Origin of the sequence: Streptomyces atratus (genome assembly GCF_900119365.1) — a bacterium.
GTDB lineage: Bacteria > Actinomycetota > Actinomycetes > Streptomycetales > Streptomycetaceae > Streptomyces > Streptomyces atratus_B.
Window position 1 is genome coordinate 1 of the sequence record NZ_FPJO01000008.1, and the last position, 19,159, is coordinate 19,159.

Below are 19,159 nucleotides of genomic sequence, written 5' to 3' on the forward strand. Positions count from 1 at the left end.
CCGCCTCGACCTCACCCAGCTCGATACGCTGACCACGGATCTTCACCTGGTGATCCCGACGGCCAAGGAACTCCAACTGCCCATCCGGCAAATACCGCACCACATCCCCCGTGCGATACAACCGAGCACCAGGCACACCCGAGAACGGGTCAGGAACGAAGGTCGCGGCCGTGCGGGCAGGATCACCGAGATACCCACGCCCCACGCCCACACCACCCACCACCAACTCCCCCGGCACACCCACCGGCACGGGCTCCAACAGCTCGTCGACCACGTAGAGCTGGGTGTTGGCCACCGGTCGCCCGATGGACATGCCGGGCCGTTCGCCCAGGTCATCGGTGGCCACGGCGCTCGCGACGCAGCAGCCGACCACGGTCTCCGTCGGCCCGTACTCGTTGACGACCCTGGCGTCCGGCGCCACGGCGAACAGCCGGCGCACGAGACTCGGCGCCAGCGCCTCGCCGCCCACGACGAAACAGACCCGCAGTCCGGCGAGCGCGCCTTGCGGCAGGAGACGGCAGACCGCCTCCAGGTGCGCGGGCGTCAGCTTGACCAGGCTGGGGCGTGCCGGCCCGGACAGTACGTCGACCAGCCCGTCGACCGGCGAGGACTCGTCGACCAGGTGGACAGAACCGCCCGTCGTCAGCGGCACCCACAGGCTCGTCACCGTCAGGTCGAAACCCACGGTGGTGTGCAGCGGCGCGACCGGCGGCTCGTCTGGGCAGTACTCCGCCGCCGCCCAGCGCAGGTAGTTGACCAGTCCCGACTGGGTGATCTGAACGCCCTTGGGGCGCCCGGTGGAGCCGGAAGTGTACAGCACGTACGCAGGGTCGGACCCGCTGACCGCCGGTGCGGGCGCCGCGCCGCTGTCCCCTGCGAGCAGCTTCCGTACGTCGAAGACCTGCGCACCGCCCGCGGCGGCGGTGCCGTGCCCGTCCGTCTGCAGCACCACCGTCGGGCGGGCATCCACCACGATCGAGACCAGTCGGACGGCCGGCTGGGCTGGGTCGAGCGGCACGTACGCCGCGCCTCGCTTCCACACCGCGATCAGGGCCGCCACCAGCTCGACGGAGCGCGGCACGGCCACACCGACCCGGTCGGTCGGCTCCACGCCCGCGGCCGCGAGTCCCGCGGCGATGCGGTCCGCGAGGGCGTCCAGCTCTGCATAGCTAACGGTGCCGTCACCGGCCACAATCGCGGGCGCGTGCGGTGCTGCCGCCACCTGGCGGGCAAAGAGGTCGAGCGCGGTGGTCGCACCGCCCGCGTCCGGGACGACGGCAGGACCCCGCGCCCAGTCGGCGAGCAGGCGCCGCTGCTCGTCGCTGACGGTGAGCAGGCAGCTCAGCGGCCGCTCTGGCGCGTCCGTGCCCGCGCGCAGCACGGCCAGCATCTGGTCCATGAGGCGCGCGGCGGTGTCCCGGGTAAACAGGTCCGCCGCGTACTCCAGGCCCAGTTCGAGTCCGGCCGGGCCGTCGTGCACGAAGAGCGTCAGGTCGAACTTGGCGCCCGGCAACGGCACGTCGAAGCGGTGCGCCCTGAGGCCGGGAGCGAGGTCGAAGCCGCCCGGCGCGTTGTCCATGGCCACCATGGCCTGGAACAGCGGGCTGCGCGACCGGTCCCGCCGGCCGCCCAGCGCACGGACTACCTCCCCAAACGGCACGTCGCCGTGGGCGAGTGCCTCCGCCGTACGCTCCCTCACCTGCACGAGCAGTTCGCCGAAGGACTGCGACCGGTCGTAGTCCGTGCCGACCACCAGAGTGTTGGCGAAGAAGCCTACGAGTTCCTGGGTGTTGGCGTGGTCCCGGTTCGCGGAGGGGACACCGATCCTGATTTGACCCTGCGAGGCGTTGCGGGCGAGTACGGCGGCGAAGGCGGCATGGGTCGCCATGAACGGCGTCGCTCCCAGTCGGGCCGCCATGGCACGCAGCCGCTGGCCGAGCTCCGCGTCCAATGTCGTGCTGACCCGGTCGCCCGCGAAAGTGGGCACCCTCGGACGCGCCCGGTCGGTGGGCAGTTCCAGAACCAGGTCCTCGTCGGCGAGTACACCGCGCCAGTAGCCGAGCTGCGCGTCCTGGACGCCGGACCCGAGCCATCCGCGATGCCAGACCGCGAAGTCGGCGTACTGCAGGGCCGGCGGGGGGAGAGGGGCGTCCCCGGCCCCGACTAGCTCCGCCATGTAGAGGACGGCTAGCTCCTTGATGAACACGCCCATCGACCAACCGTCAGTGATGATGTGGTGCATCAACAGCGACACGACGTGGTCGTCCTGGTCGAGCCGGAAGACGACGACGCGCAGCAGCGGGCCGTTCTCAAGGTCGAAAGACTCAGCCGCCCGCTCGGCGCACTCCTTGCGGCACACGGCCTCGGTGTCCCCGCCGAGGCCGGTGAGGTCCAGTTGGTCCATCCCGATGCGCGACTCGGGGTGGATCACCTGCGACACCTCCCCGTCTGCGACGGTGAACGTGGTCCGCAGAATCTCGTGCCGCTCGCACAGCCCGCGCAGGGCCCGCGCCAGCGCGTCGACGTCCAGGGGCCCGGACAGGCGCATCGCGGCCGGCACGTTGTACGCCGTGGATGTCGGGTCGAGTTCCACGAGCAGCCACAGGCCGACCTGCGCCGGGGACGCCGGCATGACATAGACCTGGCCCGAATCCATCTGGTCCTCGCTCACAATCGTTGTTCGGCGTTCGTGTGTCGTGATGCCACGGCGCGGCCGCGCGGGTCGGGCGCGGGCGGCTGCTGTCTAGCGGCTGCCGTCCTTGCGTACGTACGCGCTCCGCGACACCGCGGTCGGTCCGGCGGGCACGGACGGCGCAATGGCCTCCGCCCGTGTCTCGTCGTCCGTCTGCTGGGCGATCTGCTCGGCGACGGCGCGTGCGGTGGGGTCGTTGAAGAGTTCGTTGAGGGCGAGGTCGACTTCGTAGCGCTGCTTGATCTGCGCGAGGAGGCGGATGGCGAGGAGCGAGTGGCCGCCGATCTCGAAGAAGTTGTCGTCGAGTCCGACGTCCGGGCGCCCCAGCACCTCGGCGAGCATCGCCGCGACCTCCTCGTGGATTCCGGGCGCTTGAGCGCCCGCCTCATCGGCCACCGCAACGTCGGGCGTGGCACTGGCGACCGCCGCCCCCGGCTCCGGAAGCCGCAGCGCGCTGCGGTCGATCTTGCGGTTGGGGTTCTTCGGCAGCTCCGGGAGCGGGACGAGGACCGATGGCACCATGTACTCCGGCAGCCGCTCGGCCAGGTGTTCCGTCAGCTCCGCCACCGTGGGGGTGCCGGCGTAGTAGGCCACCAGCCGCTTCTCGCCGGTGCTTCCGTCGACGACGGTGACCGCTTCAAGGACCCCCGGGTGGGCGGTGAGCGCGGCGTCGATGTCGCCCGGCTCGATGCGGAACCCGCGTACCTTGGCCTGGAAGTCGACCCGGCCGAGGAAGTCGATCGTGCCGTCCGGCAGCCAGCGGGCCAGGTCCCCGGATGCGTACATCCGGGCGCCCGGCTCGGCGCTGAAGGGGTCCGGCAGGAACTTCTCGGCCGTAAGGGCCGGCCGGCCCAGATAGCCGCGGCCGAGGCCGTCTCCGCCGATGTACAGCTGGCCGGGCACCCCGACGGGCACCGGGTGCAGCCGCTCGTCCAGAACGTACACCGAGGTGTTGGAGACGGGGCCGCCGATCGGCAGGCGCCAGACCTCCTCCGGCACCTCATGCAGCTGCTGGGTCGTCGCGAAAGTGGTCGACTCGGTCGGGCCGTACCCGTTGGTGAGGAGCGGGCCGCCCAGCGCGGCGACCTCCCGGGCCCGCTTGGGGTCCATCGAGTCGCCGCCGACGAGAAGCTGCCGGGCGTTGGCGAACGTGGCGGGGTCGTAGCCGACGACCTGGGTGAACAGCGGTGTGGCCATGACGACGGTGTGGATCTCGTTGTCGCGCAGGGCGGTGGCGAGCTGGGGCGGCGACAGCACCGTGTCCTTGCCGAACCCGACCAGCTGTCCGCCGTTGAGGAGGGCGCCCCAGATCTCCAGCGTGGCCGCGTCGAACGCGGCGTTGGAGATCTGCGCCACCCGGTCGCCGGGGCCCAGCGACAGGTAGTCGGCGTCTTGGACCAGCCGGACCACATTGCGGTGGGTGATGCAGATGCCCTTCGGCGTACCCGAGGAGCCGGACGTGTACATCACGTACAGCAGGCCGTCGGAGGCGTTGTCCCCCGTGTGGGCGGCGGGTACCGGGCGGTCGTGGGCCGGGTCGGAGGCGAGCACGGCCGTCATGAAGTCACAGGGCGTGAGGGTGGGCAGCTCGGCAGCGGCACCCTCGTCGTCACCGATCAGCTCGTTGAGCGAACCGCCGGGCCGGGTGAGTACCAGTGCGGCCCCTGACTCATTGAGGATCTGACGCAGCCGCCGCGGCGGGTGCGCCGGGTCCAGTGGTATGTACGCCCCGCCTGCTTTGGCGACGGCCAGCATCGCGACGACGACCGCCGGGTCGCGGTCCACGTACAGGGCGACCGGTGTCTCGGCGGCCACACCCAGCGCGCGCAGCCGGTGTGCGAGGGCGTTTGAGACCCGGTCCAGCTCCCGGTAGGTGTACGACAGTTCCCCGTACGTGAGGGCAGGGGCGTCCGGCCGGGCAGCGACGTGTTCGGCGAACAGCTCCGTGACCGTGCGGGTGCGGGGGTACTCCGTCGATGTGGCGTTCCACTCGGCGATCCGCTGCAGCTCGGCCTCGCGGGCGGAGGGGATCTCGGCGAGCGGCAGCGAGGGCTGCTTCACGAGACGGGACGCCAGGTCGGAGAAGTTCTCGCCGAAGCGCTCCACCGTCTCCCGGTCGAAGAGGTCCGTGGAGAAGTTGATGGCCGCTTCGAGGTGGTCGCCGACCTCGGTGACCACCATGGTCATGTCGATCTGCGCGGTACGCCGGACCAGGTCCAGGGACTCTGCCTCCAGCTCCCGGAGCTTCAGCCGGGCGCCCGCACGGCCGAAGTTGAGGGCCGGGAGGTCCTCGCCGCCGAGCAGGTGGGACTTGGTGAGACTGAACATCAGCTGGTAGCCGGGCGGCCGGGACGCCTCGCGCGCCAGGCTGAGCCGCTCGACGAGTACGGGGAACGGCATCTCTTGGTGCTGCATGGCCCCGACGACGGACTTCTTCGTCTCGCGCAGCTGCTCGGTGAAGCTGCGCGCGTCGTCCATGCGGGAGCGGATCAGCACCGGGTTGACGAAGTAGCCCACGACGCCCTGCAGATCGGCGTCGGTGCGGCCGGAGGCCGGCACACCCACCAGGAAGTCGTCCTCGCCGGTGTAGCACTGCACCAGGCTCTGGAACACGGACAGCAGGGCCACGAACAGCGTGGTTCCCTCGCTCGCCGCGTGGTCGCGCAGGGCAGCGGTGGTGCCGGCGTCGACCTCCAGGGTGACGGTGTCGCCCCGGTAGGTGAGAGTGGGCGGACGGGGGTGGTCGGCGGGCAGTTCGAGCACCGGCTTGCAGCCGTCGAGCTCGGTGCGCCAGTAGTCCCACAACACCCGGCCGCGCGGGGAGTCGAGCAGCGCGCGCTGCCGGTGGGCGAGCTCCGAGTAGCCGGCGGCGGGCGGCGCGGGCAGCACGGCGTCGCGGCCGGTCTCCCGCGCGTACAGCCTGCCGAGCTCGTCGGTCATGATGGCGATCGACCACATGTCGACAGCGATGTGGTGCACGACGATCGACAGGACGTCCCCGCCCGGCCTGCGGAACAGCACGACCTGGAGGACCCGTCCCTCGGAGAGCGAGAACAGCTCGCCCCGGACCTCGTGGCGCAGCCGCTCGCCCAACTGCCCGTCGTCCAGGTGCGCCGCGTCCTCGACGGCGAACGCCACGTCCTGGTGGTCCAGCACCTCCTGGTACGGATCCCCGTTCTCGCCCCAGTGCAGGGCGGTGCGCAGTGCGGGGTGCCGGTCGACGAGCGTCTGGAAGGCGCGGCGCAACGCTTCGACGTCCACGTCGGTGAGCAACTTGAGTGCGACGTAGATGTGTTGGGCGGCGCTGTCCGGGTGCTGCCGTTCCAGGATCCACAGCGCCTGCTGGTTGAACGCGAGCGGGCTGGGTCCGCCGTCCCGCTCGGCGGATGAGCCGAGGGAGAGGGCGTCGGCGGCCGGCTGCCCGGCCGAGGCCAGCAGTTCGTCGACGCTCGCCCCGGCGAGCAGTGCCTCCAGGGAGAGGTCCATGCCGATGGCGTCCTCGACGGCCGCCTTGAGCTCGATGGCGGCGAGCGAGTCCAGTCCTTGGGCGACGAGTGGCAGTGCGGGGTCGATGACCGTGTTCAGCCTGCGGCCCGCGAGGGCCAGGACGGTCTCCCGCGCCGTCTCCTGCCACAGGTGTTCCGGCAGCGGGGCGAGCGCGTTCACCCGGCCCGGCGTGCCCGTCCGCCCGGCGTCCCAGCGGTGCACCACCTTCAGCGAGTCGTCAACGAGCATGGCCCGCGTCCGCGACCGCTGGATCTTGCCGCTGGTGGTACGGGGTATGTGGCCGGGGCGTACGAAGACGACCGTGCCGGGTGTGACGCCGTGCTCCCGGGCCAGCCGGGTCCGCACCTCGCCGGTCACCTCGACGATTTCCTCCCTGCGGTGGCCGACCGCCGTCTCCAGAACGAGGCAGACCTCCTCACGGCCGTCGCTGTCCAGGGCGAAGGCGGCGGCTCCGCGCCGCAGGGTGGCGTGCGCGTCGAGGGCGGCCTGCTCCAGGTCCTGCGGGTAGTGGTTGCGGCCACGTACGACGATGAGGTCCTTGCTGCGGCCCGTCACATACAGCTGGCCGTCCCGGAGGAAGCCGAGGTCACCAGTGCGCAGATAGCTGCGGTCGTCGTCGGCGAGCCCGGCGCCGAACGTCTCCTTGTCGGGGTCCGTCCGGCCCCAGTAGCCGGCCGCGATGTTGTCGCCTGACGCCCAGATTTCTCCGACGGTTCCGGGCGGGCAGGCGGTGCCGGCCTCCGGGTCCACGATGGTGACGGTCAGGTCTTCGGCGACCGGTCCGCAGCCGACGACCCGCAGGCCGTCGTCGTCGTGGACCGGGAGCTGCCCGGGGGCCAGCGAGTCGGCGTCGAACGACTCGGCCACCGGGGTGTCACCGACAGTGCGGCCGGAGACCATGAGCGTGCCCTCGGCGAGGCCGTAGCACGGGAAGAAGGAGCCGCGCCGGAAGCCGTGGGGGGCCATGCGCTCGGCGAACCGTTCCAGGGTCCTGGCGCGCACCGGCTCGGCGCCGTTGAAGGCGACCTCCCAGTGGGACAGGTCGAGCCCTTCGAGGTCCGCTTCGGGGATGCGGTCCACGCACAGGTCGTACGCGAAGTTGGGGCCGCCGCTGATCCTGGCGCGCTGCTCGGATATCAGCCGCAGCCACTCCATGGGCCGGGTGATGAACGAGACGGGCGAGAACAGGGTGGCGGTGGCGCCGGCGTAGACGGGCTGCAGGATTCCGCCGATGAGCCCCATGTCGTGGTACGGCGGCAGCCAGCTGACCACACCGGTGTCGGGCGTGGTACGGAACCGTTCCTGGATCTGCCGGGAGTTGACGACCAGGTTCCGGTGGGTGACGACCACACCGCGCGGGGTGGCCGTGGAGCCAGAGGTGTACTGGAGGAAGGCGACGTTGTCCCCGTCGATCTCCGGGCGCCGCCAGTCGTCGGGCGCCGGCAGCTCCCCGTCCACTGCGATCAGCGGAAGGCCGGGGATGCCCGCCGCCTCGACGAGTTCAGCGGGGTCGGCAAGCACAGCCCCCGGCACGAGCGCGGCGGCCGGGCTGGAGTCGGCGAGGACGGCGCGATGGCGCGCCGAGTAACTGCCCTTGCTCGGCGGGTACAGGGGCACGGCGATGGCCCCCGCGTACAGGCAGCCGAGGAAGGACGCCACGTAGTCCAGACCCGGTGGCAGCAGGACCAGCACCCGGTCGCCGGGGGCGACCCGTCCAGCGAGCAGGGCTCCGATGGCACGCGCTCGATCGTGCAGCTCAGGGAAGGTGAGGGCGGGGCGCTCTGGGTTGCCCGGGGTGATGAACTGGAACGCGGCGCCCGACGACAGGGCTGCCCGCTCGGCAACCACGTCGACGAACGTCGAAGCGCGGACAACAGACTGCTCCATAACGGGTACTCCTAGTTCAGGCGAGACGCCAACGGATCCAGCGGGCGGCTCCTGCCAGCCCCAATACGGTCATCGCGGTCAGCATCGCCACGTCCAGCGCGAAAGCGGCGCCCAGGTCGCCACTGAGGGTGTGCCGCAGCGCGTCCGCGGCGTAGGTCGGTGGCAGCAGATAGCCGAGGACCCGTAGCGGCAGAGGCAGCGAGTCCGGCGGGATCAGCACCGGTGCCGCGAGCAACAGCACGAAGATCAGAAGGTTGGTGATGACGACGATCAGTTCCATGCTGTCGATCAGGGTGCCGATCGCCAGCCCGATGGCGGACAGCGCCAGACAGGACAGCGGCAGGACGATCACCAGGGCCGGTGAGATGACGAAGTCCACGTCGTACATCAGGCCGGCGGCGATCATCGGGGTGATCAGTCCCGGCATGATCAGCAGGAGCCGGGAGAGCACCATCGCCGCCACGAACGACGCCTTGCTGATGGGCAGTGAGGCGTAATAGACCATCATGCCGTCGTTCTTGATCACGCCGATGCGCTGGGCCAGCGTCGCGATGCCCTCGGTCGCGACGGAGAAGATCGCCGCGCCGCTGACGATGTACAGCAGGCTGGTCGCGTCGTTCAGCCCACCGCCGATGCGGGACAGGCCGAACACCATGGCGACCGGCATCAGCAGCCCGAACAGCAGGCTCCAGGTCCAGGTGGTGCGGACCTCGAGCATCTGCTCCAGCCATAGGTACTTGAGGCCGACGAGCAGCCGACGGGCGCGCTCCTTGACGGTCCGCCGGCCGGGAGCGGCGACGTCCGCGGCAGGCTTCGTGACGGACGCCCCGGACCCGGCGGACGCCGTGGCCACCGCGGTCTTCACCCCTGCCGCCGCCGGCTCCGGCTCCAGGTCTCCGACCACGGCGGGAGTGGCGGAGGAGCCCTCCTTCGCCGCGGACGGCCCTTCCCCGTCCCGCTGCTCCGGCGTACTGGCCAGGACTCCGCCGTCCATGCTCAGATAGACGTCCTCCAGGGTCGGGCGGGTCAGTCGGAAGTCGTCGACTCTCGCCATGCCCAGGTCTCGGGTGACCGCCTTGACCAGGTCGGGCATCTGCTCAGGGTCGGAATGGATCAGGTAGGTGCCCTCGCGGTTGCCGGGGACGACGGAGCCGACGCTCTCCAGCCGGTCGATCTCGGACGCCCGCAGCGCATCGCCGTCCTTGACGAACAGCTCCATCCGAACCTTGTCGCCCAGCTGCTCCTTCAGCTCACCGGGCGTGCCGAGGGCGGTGATCCGGCCCGCGTGCATCACGCCCACCCGGTGCACGGCTTTCTCGGCCTCCAGCACGTTGTGCGTGACCAGGACGACCGTGGTGCCCTCGGTGGCGCTGCGCCGCGCGACCATGTCCCAGATCAGCCGTCGGTTGTGCGGGTCGAGTTCATTGGTGGGCTCGTCCAGGATGAGCAGTTTGGTCCTGCCCATCAGCGCCATGCCGAAGTTGACGAGCCGCATCATGCCGCCGCTCAGCTGGTTGACGTAGCGGTCGGCGACGGAGTCGAGCCCCAACTCCTCGATCAGCTCGGCGGTCTGACGCCTGGCCTCGCCCTCCGACTGCCCGCGCAGCCGCCCCGTGTAGTGCAGCGCCCGCCGGACCTCGACCAGCCGCATCGACAGCCCGGTCTGCGGCAGGAAACCGGTCATGGCCTTGATCGCCTCGGGGTCCGCCACCACGTCGACGCCCTCGACCCGGATGGATCCCGATGTCGGACGGACCAGCCCCAGCAGTTGGGAGACCAGGGTGGTCTTGCCTGCGCCGTTGGCACCCAGCAGGCCGAACACCTCGCCCCTGGCGATGCTGAAGGTCAGGTCGTCATTCGCACGCACCAGTTCGCCGTGCTTGCCGGACTGGTAGGTGCGGGTCAGATTGCGGACCTCGATCGCCGTGGCCTCGTCGTTGCGCGCCATGTCTCCTCAGAGGGTCTTGATCTGACGGACGACAGCGGAATCGTCCGGGGCGAAGCCGAAGGACACCGGGATGGTCTCCTTCGGACGCGGGCCGACCAGCGCGGCGACCTCGGCCGGCAGCCCGATGGTGTAGTCGGACACGTCGACGGGGAGTCGGCTCCCGGCCTCGGTGTCGCAGCTGAACTCCACGCCGGCCACGGCGCCGGTGAAGTGGAAGACCACTCCCTCGGCACCCTCGCCCTGCTTGGTGAGCGCGGCGCGGTCCATCCGTACGCCGGCGACGACACAGGACTTCAGCGGCTCGCGCGGCAGCCGGATCTGCAGCCGCCACGCCTCGCGCTGCGAGGCGACCTTGAACCGCACCCGGCGGGTGTCGCCCGAGGTCGAGTCGGCGAGCAGCGACACGGTGGGCGCCGACAGGTCGAGGGCGGGAGCGCCGGCCTTCAGTACGGGCTCGTCGCCCCGCTGCGGGTAGTAGTCGGCGGCCGAGCCGCGCGCCGGGTCGTCGCCGAGGACCTTCCTGGTCCAGGCGTCCGGCTCCGGGTCGCCGCTGATCCAGGTGGTGGTGCCCAGCGACAAGTCCTTCACGTACACGAGGGCGTTGGGACGCTGATGCTCGGCGCTGAACCCGGAGCGCAGCAGTCCCGTCCCCACCAGCGCCAGTGCCAGCACGGCCGCCGCGGCGGAGGCCACGCCCGGCCGGGGGACCCGGGCCAGCAGCGGCAGCAGCAGTGCGCCACCGATGGCCGCCACGAGTACGGCCACCGCCGCCAGGGGGATGCCGAGCGCGATGAGCAGGCTGTCCACCAGCGGCGCGAACAGGACGACCGCCACGGCGGGACCGGCCGCCGCGAGCAGCGTGCCCACCAGGAGCCGCTGTCCGGAGTGCTCCCCGCCGGTGTCCCGGCAGGCCCACCACAGCGCGGGCAGCCCTGCCAGCAGCGGCCACTGGAACAGATAGCTCGTCCCGGGCAGCGCGATCACGGCCCCGAGCAGCAGGACCGCCCCGATGGTCAGCACACCGCACAGCAGCTCCGCGGGGCGCCGTCCCCGCAGCAGCCGAGCCGCCATCAGCAGCGCGGCCGCTGCCAACACCAGGAATCCGGCCGCGAAGAAGCCCCGTTCGTACGGCTCGGACAGGGGCAGCGCCGCAAGCCCGGGGCGCAGCGCCGCCGCCGCGAGCCACAGTCCGAAGGAGCCGAGGGCCGCGACGAGCACCGCCGCGAAACCGGTGCCCGCGGTCACGAGGACCCCCTTGACCCGCAGCGCGGAGGTGCGCGCGCCCCGGTACGCAAGAGCGATGAGGCCGAGGACCGTGGCCCCGGCCAGCGGCAGCGCCCAGTCGGCCGGGTAGCGCACGAGGATCCGTGCGAACAGGTCGAAGTAGACGCTGTCCCCGCCGTCGTGCAGCGTCCGCAGGTCGTGCTCGCCGAGCCCGCGGACCAGCCCCAGCATCGACTCGCCGTGGTGCTGGACGCTGTCCGGGCTGAGCCGTTCGAGGTCGTCGTGCGGCGAGTGGTAGTCGTGGAAGCCGTGCAGGAACGCGGCGTTGAGGCCGATGGCTCCCTCGTCGCGGAAGACGGTGAAGTCGCTGCCGTTCGGCATCCGCTTGTAGACCTCGTACGCCAGCGAGTTGGCCACCGGCCTGCTGCTGCCGTCGGCGAACGCGTCGATCAGTGGGCCGTTGCCGGTGCTGGTCTCGAACATCATCACCGGACCGCTGCTGCCGCGGGCCTCCCAGTTGAGGACCGCCCCGTAGCCGTCGACGCCGTTCCTCTGTACGAACAACTCCGCGCCGAGCGCTCCGAGTTCCTCACCGTCGGTGAAGAGGAACACCACGTCGTTGCGCACACCGCCGCCGCTCTTGAGCGCGCGCATCGTCTCCAACATGGCGGCGACGGCCGCGCCGTCGTCGGCGGCCCCCGGGCCCGTGGGCACGGAGTCGTAGTGCGCGACGAGCAACAAGGTCTTGCCACCGCTGAGCTGCGGGTCCTTGCCCGGCACCCGGGCGATCACGTTGTGGGCGGTCGCCGCCGGGAACGGGTTGCCCCAGGCGGGGCGCACGACGTCACCCGACTGGACACTGACCTCGGCGCCGAGCGCCCGCGCCGTGTCCGCGACGTAGCCGCGCACCCGGGTGTTGTCGGCGGTGCCCAGCGGGTGCGGCCGCTGGGCGATCTCCCGCAGATGCCTCTCGGCACGCCCGGCGGAGAATTCCGTCGCCGGCGCGTCGGCACCGCTCGCGGGGGGCGGTGCAAAGGCCAGCAGCGCCAGCACGCCGAGAAGCGCCAGCATCGCCAGGACCGCCGGGAGCACCGCACGGCGGTGGCCGGGGCGGGGTGCGACGGGCCCCGCCTCCCGGGACAGCTCGTCCGTGGTGTTCAAGGTCATCGCCGGCTCAGACCGTCCGCCAGAACGGCACAATGTTCTCGATCTTCTCGATCATGCCGTGGCAGTAGTTTGCGTTGTGGTCCAGGCTCTGCGCCGCCATGAACGGGTACTGCAGCCGTTTGTGGTCCACGGTGAACATCGGGCCGTTCGGCGGCGCCGGGTCCAGCCGGGCGGCGGTCGCCAGCGCCTCGTGCCAGGACGCGGCCAGCTCGACGGTGTACGCACGACCTTTCCGGCCCGTAACCTTCAGCGTCTCGAAGGGGTAGTCGTGCTCTTCGAGCGGCGTCGTGCTGTACACGTATGGCCGGTTGACCAGGTCGATCTCGAACAGCCCGCGCGCGGTCTCGTCCGACCACCACGGCTGCGCCTGCGCGAACTCCCTCAGGTGCCGGGTGAACAGGGCGCGGTGCTCGTGCAGCACGGTGTGGATGAACAGGCCGTAGTTGCCGACGTCGTAGAACAGGGCGTCCCGGATCGACCGCTCGACGTACTCGACGATCGGGTCGTCCTCCGGCAGTGTGCGCCAGTGGTCGACGAACGCGGAGAACAGCTCCGGGAACGTGACGATGCCCTTGCCGGTCAGGTACTTGCTGGTGGCGCGCAGGCTACGGGTGTTGTGCACCGCGTGGACCGCGTAGAAGTACCGCATGCCCTCGACGAACTCATCGGCGCTGACCTGCTCGGTGGCGATGACGATCTGCGCCTCTGCGACTCCCCCGCCGGCGGGCCGGGTGACCAGGCCGAGCTTCTCTTGGTTGTGGTAGATCGGCGTGTTGTTCAGCAGCAGGTGCGAGTACGAGATGATCGTGTGCGCGTCTTTCTCGCACAGCGTTCCGATGCCGGCCTTGAACGTCTCCAGCGTCTCGCCGGGCAGCGGCCAGATCAGCTCGATGAACGAGCTGAGCCCGCGGTCGCGCAGATCGTCCTGGACCGAGCCGAAGGCGTCCAGCTTGATGTTGTCCCGGCGAATGATCTTCAGGCTCTCCGGCTCCAGCGTCTGCATCGACACCGGCTGCGAGGTGACGAGGCCGGCCTCCTGGAAGATGCCGGTGATCTTGGTGACGGCGTGCGGCTTGTTCTTCGCCGAGGAGAAGTAGACAACGTTGGGCAGGTGGTTCTCGCGCGTCAGCGAAGCGATGTGCTCGGAGAACTCCACGTCCCGCGCGAGCATGCCCCAGTTGGCGTCGGCGATGTAGAGGAAGAGCGTGCCGTTACGCGACATCCAGGTCAGCTCGTCGCGCACCCGGTCCTCGTCGAAGCGGTACACCCGGTCGTTGGTCGCCGCGCCCCAGAAGCAGAAGCCACAGTGGTACGGGCAGCCGCGGTTGGTCTCGATGATGCTGATGCTGTACTCGGGCGCGATGAGCCCGGACAGGAACGGCGACGGAATGGTGTCCAGGTCCTTGATGCGCGCCCGGTCACCGGTGTTCACCAGTTCGCCGTCCCGGTAGACGCTCAGCCCCTCGACCTTGGTGAGGTCGGGGTGCGGCTCGGTGAGCTCGCGCAGGTACTCGGTGAAGGAGATCTCGCCCTCGCCGTTGCACAGCGACAGCTTCTCGTCCTGCGGGTCGAGGTAGCGCAGCCCGTGGTGCATGACCTGCGGGCCGCCCAGCATGATGTCGGCGTCCGGCTTCGCCTCGCGCAGCATCTTCACCAACGGCCGTACCAGGCCGATGTTCCAGACGTACGTCGAGAACGCGAAGACGTCCGAGTCCTTGGCCAGCAGGTCCTTCGCGATGCTGTCGAGCGGCGTCTTGATGCTCGTCGTGTACTTGTCGAACCGGTACTCCTTCGAGACCACGGAGTCCGTCGACGCGTACGCCTCCAGATAGCCCGACACCAGCGGGGTGATCCTCTCGAACACCGAGAGCTCCACCGTCGTCACCGTCTTCATGCGTCCCCCAATTCGTTGCGAGTGCGCTCCACCAGCCCGCGCAGTGGACCGTCCGCGCCGGACCGGAGGTCTTCCAGTACGGCGATGAGCCGCTGCCCCAGCTCGTACGCGTCGCCCGGCAGTGCCCGGTCGGCGGCGAAGGTGAATGCGAGTGAGTCCTGTGCGCCGCGCAGGATGTCGACCCGGACCGGGAACTCGGTTTGGGCCAGTCCGAGATCGCGCACGACCAGCGGATGGTCGACCGCGACCGGCAGCTCGGCCGCCTTGAGGGACTCGTCGACCGGGTAGTTGTCGAAGACCAGCACCGTGGCAAGGTCCCGTCCCCCGGTCATCGCCTCCAGTTCGAGCACACCGTGCTCCTCGGCGGCGGCCCGCTCCAGCTGCAGCCGCAGCGCGGCGTCCACGGCCGGCTCGCCGTCCCGTGCGGTGAACCGCACCGGCATGGTGTTGATGAACGGCCCGACGGCCGACTCGGCGCCCGCGAGCGCGGATCGGCCTGACGCGGTGATGCCGAACACCACGTCGTCGGTGGCCGTGCGGCCTGCCAGTACCACAGCCCAGGCCAGCTGGACCTGTGTGGCGAAGGTGACACCGCGCTCCCGGCCCAGTGCGTCCAGCCCCGCGAGCAGGGCCGGGTCCAGGTCGTGCACCAGCCGGACCGGCCGGCCCGGCGCCGTGCCGGATACCACCGGCCGCGACTCCGGTTCGGGTGCCCAGGGTCCGGGGCAGTCGCGCAGGTAGTCCGTCCAGAACTCCGCGGTGCCGCCGCGAGCCTGGCCCGCGACCCACTCGACATGCCGGGAGAACGCGAGCGGCTCGGGCAGCTCCGGCTGCTCACCGGATGCGAACGCCAGGTAGGCGAACAGCAGTTCTCGCCGCAGCTGCATGCACGACCAGCCGTCCAGCAGGCTGTAGTGGTGCAGTTGGACGACCAGCTGCACATCGTCGGTGAGCCGGTAAAGCAGGAGCCGGATCAGCGGGGCAGCGTCGACCTCGAAGCCGCGCCGTCGCTTCTCGTCCAGCTCGGCGAGGACCTCTCGCTCCTGCTCCTCGGGCGGCGTTCCGCGTAGATCGCGCGATTCCAGGGGCAGGTCGACACGGTCGGCGACCACCGGCCGGGGCTGGCCGGACGCCACGTCGCGGTAGGAGGTGCGCAGGATCGCGTGGCGCGCGAACAGCCACTCCCAGGCGGCGTGGAACGCCTTTTCGTCGAGCTCTCCGGGCAGCGGAAACGCCGACTGGATGACGTACAGACCGGGCACGGGCCGCCGGTGGGCGACGGACAGCATGTGTCGCTGGATGGGTGCCAGCGCGGAGGCGCCGGCAGACGCACCATCGGCATCCGCGGGCTGCCGGGCCGCCGGCTCCTGCGCCGCCGCACGGTCCACGGCCGCCGCCAGCTCGCCGATGGTCTGGTGCTCGAACACCAGGCGCGGGGAGAGTTCGAGACCGGCCGCGCGGGCGCGGGTCACCATGCGGATGCAGGTCACCGAGTCGCCGCCGAGGGCGAAGAAGCCGTCGTCAGCGGTGATTTCGGGGCGGCCTAGCAGCTCCCGCCAGACCTCCGCCAGCGTCAGCTCGGTGGGCGTGTGCGGGGCCCGGCCCGTGCCGATGCCGCCGCTGACGGGCGCCCCGGTGCCGGGAACCGGCAGCCGGCCCCTGTCCACCTTGCCGTTCGGTGTGAGCGGGATCCGCTCCAGCACGACAAGGGAGGAGGGCACCATGTACTCGGGGAGCCCGGAGCGCAGCCGCTCACGCAGCACTCCGGTGTCCGGCTCGGTGCCCGGCTCGGGCACCAGGTAGCCGACGAGGGTGCGCCGTCCGCCGGCCTCGGGGGCGGCCACCACGGCCTCGGCGACCTCCGGCTGTGCGCGAAGCGCCGCCTCGACCTCGCCCAGCTCGATGCGGTTGCCCGCGATCTTCACCTGGAAGTCGATACGGCCCAGCAGCTCCAGGACCCCGTCCGGCCGGTACCGGGCCAGGTCGCCCGTGCGGTACATGCGGTCGCCGGGCACGCCGCTGAACGGGTTGGGTACGAACCGTTCGGCCGTCTGGGCGGCGGCGCCGAGGTAGCCCCAGGCCAGCCCGGTGCCGCCGAGGAACAGCTCACCGGGGACACCCTGCGGGACAAGGTGCCCCTCGGGGTCCACGACGTAGGCGAGCTGGTTGGCCATGGGCCGCCCGTAGGGGATGCTGCGCCAGGCCGGGTCGACCTCGCCGATCTCGAAGATCGTGGAGTCCATCGACGCTTCCGTCGCGCCGCCCAGGCTGATGACACGGGCGTCGGGGGCGAGGGCACGCAGTCGGTCCGGCATCGCCACCGGAATCCAGTCGCCGCCCAGCAGCACCACGCGCAGCGTGGGCAGCTCGTCGATGCTCAGATCGCTGGCCGCGTCGATGAGCAGACCCAGCAGCGCGGGCACGGAGTGCCAGACGGTGACCCGGTGTTGCGCGATCAGGTCGAGCCAGTGGCCCGGATCGCGTTCGCGTGCCGGGTCGGGCAGTACGACTGCGGCGCCGGCCATCAAGGTGCCGATGACGTCGTACGCGGTCATGTCGAAGCCGAGCGACGACACCGACAGCACGGCGTCGCCCGCGCCGACGCCGAAGCGGCGGTTGAAGTCGGAGAAGTTGTTGACGCGGCCCCGCTGGTCGAGCGTCACCGCCTTGGGCCGCCCGGTGGAACCCGATGTGAAGATGACGTAGCAGAGGTCGTCCGGGGCGGCGTGGGAGACGAACGGTGCGTCGGACAGCCCGTCGAGGCGCTCCGCCAGCTCCTCAAGGACCAGCACGGGCGCGTCGGTCGTCGGCACCCGCTCACGGACCGAACGGCTGGTGAGCACCGCCATCGCCCCCGCGTCGCCGAGCATCAGCGCCAGCCGGTCGGCCGGGTGCGAGGTGTCGAGCGGCAGATAGGCGGCGCCGGCCTTCAGCACGGACAGCACGGAGAGCGGCAGGTCCGCGGTGCGATCCGTCGCGATGCCGACGACCGTGCCGGGGCCCGCGCCCTGCTCGGCGAGTATGCGCGCCAGCTGGTTCGAGCGCCGGTCCAGTTCGGCGTAGGTGAGGGTGCCCGAGGCAGTGCGGACGGCCGGGGCGTCGGGATGGGCCGCGACCCGCTCGGCGAACAGCGCGGCGATTGTGCTGCCCTCGGGAAAGTCCACGGCCGTGTCGTTCCACTCCAGAGCCGCGCGGGTGGCCTCCGCGTCCCCGAGGACGGGCAGCGCCGAGAGCACCGCGTCCGGGTCGGCGACCATGGCGGCGACGGCGTTCTCCAGATGGCCCAGCAGGGCGTCGATACGCTCAGGGGTGAAAACCTCGGCGTCGTACTCGCAGCTGACATCGATGCCATCGGGACCGTCCAGCAGTGACAGGTCCAGATCGAACTTGGCGGTGCCGTTGTGCAGGTCGAACCGCTCGACCGCGAACCCGGGCAGGCTGTCGGTCTCGGGCACCTGCTGGTAGACGAACATCACCTGGAACAGCGGGTTGCGCGAGAGGGTGCGCTCCGGCCGCAGCCGGCCGACGACCTTCTCGAACGGCACGTCCTGGTGGTCGTAGGAGGCCACCACGTCGTCCCTGACTTGGCGCACCGCCTCCCGCATCGTGGCCGAGCCCTGCGGGCGCACCCGCAACACCAGCGTGTTGGCGAAGCAGCCGATGAGCTGCTCGGTGTGCGGCGTCGGCCGGTTGGAGGCGGGGGTACCGATGAGGAAGTCCCGCTTCCCCGTCTGCCGGCGCAGCACCGCACCGAGCGCGGTCAGCGCCGTCATGAACGGCGTGACGCCCTGCTCGGCGCAGAACGCGTGCATGCGCGCGGCGAGCTCGGACGGGATACGCCGGCGCCGACGGCCGCCGCGGTGCGTGGGCTTGGCCGGGCGCGGCCGGTCCGTCGGCAGGTCGAGCGACGTCTCGGCGCCCTCCAGCCAGGCTTCCCAGAAGACCAGTCCGCGCTCCAGCCGCTCGCCCTCGGTCTGCGACCGCTGCCAGCCCGCGTAGTCGGCGTACTGGATGGGCAGCGCGGGGAGCGTGGCCTGCCCGCCGGAGCACAACGCGCCGTACACGGCGGAGAACTCCCGGAAGAGGAGCTCCGTGGAGGCGCCGTCGGTGGCGATGTGGTGGACCACGATGACCAGCACGTGGTCCTCGTCCGCCAGCTCGATCAGCGCGGCCCGCAGCGGAAGGTCGTGCTCCAGGTCGAAGGGGAGCGCCGCGAAGTCGGCGGCCAGCGCCCGCGCGGCCGGCTCTCGCTCGTCCTCGGGGCGCGTGGACAGGTCCGTGTGCGTGAGCCGCAGATCCTGGTGGTCGCCGAGGGCCGTCCCGGGTTCGTCGCCGTGAATGACGTACCGTGTGCGCAGGATCTCGTGGCGGCGCACCACCTCTTGGAGCGCGACCTCTGCCTCGGCGGCGCGCAGCTCGCCGCGCAGCCGCAGGGCCATCGGCACGTTGTACAGGCCGCTGTCCGTGTCCTGCTGCCACAGGAAGTGGAACTGCCACTGTGCGAAGGACAGCGGCTGCGGTCCCTCGCCGCGGGGTATCTCGGGCCTGGTGGCCGCGCGGCGCTCGGCCAGCAGCTTGGCGAGCAGCGCCTGCCGGTTCGCCGGCAGGGCCGCCAGCCGTTCGTCCAGGGAAGTCATGTGGCCCGTCCCCCGAGTCGCTCACGGACCGACTTGGGCGTGAGGTCCGTCCAGACCTCGGCGATGTGCTCCAGGCACGCCTCGCGGGTGCCGGAGAATCCCGTCTCCGTCCAGCCGGCCGGCAGGGCCCGCTCGGCGAACCAGATCGAGTGCTGCTCCTCGTGGTTGACCACGACCTTGTACCGCATGGTGTCGTCGCTCAT

7 protein-coding genes are annotated in these 19,159 nt (G+C 71.0%); all 7 read right to left on the reverse strand.

Translation table 11 applies throughout. The features are described 5' to 3' along the window. The coding region (locus BT364_RS15955) for a non-ribosomal peptide synthetase (RefSeq protein ID WP_143166499.1) at positions 1–2,671 on the reverse strand (2,671 nt) is incomplete at its 3' end. A gap of 72 nt (positions 2,672–2,743) precedes the next feature. After that, positions 2,744–8,086 carry a non-ribosomal peptide synthetase gene (locus BT364_RS15960; protein WP_072485838.1) on the reverse strand — a complete coding sequence of 1,781 codons (5,343 nt, stop codon included), beginning with the start codon at positions 8,084–8,086 and terminating at the stop codon, positions 2,744–2,746. A 16-nt stretch (positions 8,087–8,102) separates the two neighbouring features. Further along, positions 8,103–10,034 (reverse strand): ABC transporter ATP-binding protein/permease, encoded by a 1,932-nt coding sequence (locus tag BT364_RS43955; RefSeq protein WP_072485839.1) that lies wholly within the window; start codon positions 10,032–10,034, stop codon positions 8,103–8,105. Positions 10,035–10,040: 6 nt separating this feature from the next. Continuing rightward, positions 10,041–12,425, reverse strand: a complete 2,385-nt coding sequence (locus BT364_RS15970; protein WP_072485840.1) for a M20/M25/M40 family metallo-hydrolase — start codon at positions 12,423–12,425, stop codon at positions 10,041–10,043. 7 nt (positions 12,426–12,432) lie between these two features. Further along, on the reverse strand, positions 12,433–14,319 hold the full coding sequence (locus BT364_RS15975; protein ID WP_072485841.1) for a hypothetical protein: 1,887 nt from the start codon (positions 14,317–14,319) through the stop codon (positions 12,433–12,435). Continuing rightward, the gene (locus tag BT364_RS15980; protein WP_072485842.1) at positions 14,316–18,956 is read right to left on the reverse strand and encodes a non-ribosomal peptide synthetase; all 4,641 of its coding nucleotides are present in this window, start codon (positions 18,954–18,956) and stop codon (positions 14,316–14,318) included. Before BT364_RS15980 ends, BT364_RS15975 begins: the two co-directional genes overlap by 4 nt. Beyond that, on the reverse strand, positions 18,953–19,159 hold the full coding sequence (locus BT364_RS15985; protein WP_072485843.1) for an MbtH family protein: 207 nt from the start codon (positions 19,157–19,159) through the stop codon (positions 18,953–18,955). Before BT364_RS15985 ends, BT364_RS15980 begins: the two co-directional genes overlap by 4 nt.

Bases quoted from the DNA above. Each gene is read 5' to 3' on its own strand.
- BT364_RS15980 (WP_072485842.1), bottom strand. From the start codon at position 18,956: ATGACTTCCCTGGACGAACGGCTGGCGGCCCTGCCGGCGAACCGGCAG.
- BT364_RS15970 (WP_072485840.1), bottom strand. From the start codon at position 12,425: ATGACCTTGAACACCACGGACGAGCTGTCCCGGGAGGCGGGGCCCGTC.
- BT364_RS15975 (WP_072485841.1), bottom strand. From the start codon at position 14,319: ATGAAGACGGTGACGACGGTGGAGCTCTCGGTGTTCGAGAGGATCACC.
- BT364_RS15985 (WP_072485843.1), bottom strand. From the start codon at position 19,159: ATGAGCGACGACACCATGCGGTACAAGGTCGTGGTCAACCACGAGGAG.
- BT364_RS15960 (WP_072485838.1), bottom strand. From the start codon at position 8,086: ATGGAGCAGTCTGTTGTCCGCGCTTCGACGTTCGTCGACGTGGTTGCC.
- BT364_RS43955 (WP_072485839.1), bottom strand. From the start codon at position 10,034: ATGGCGCGCAACGACGAGGCCACGGCGATCGAGGTCCGCAATCTGACC.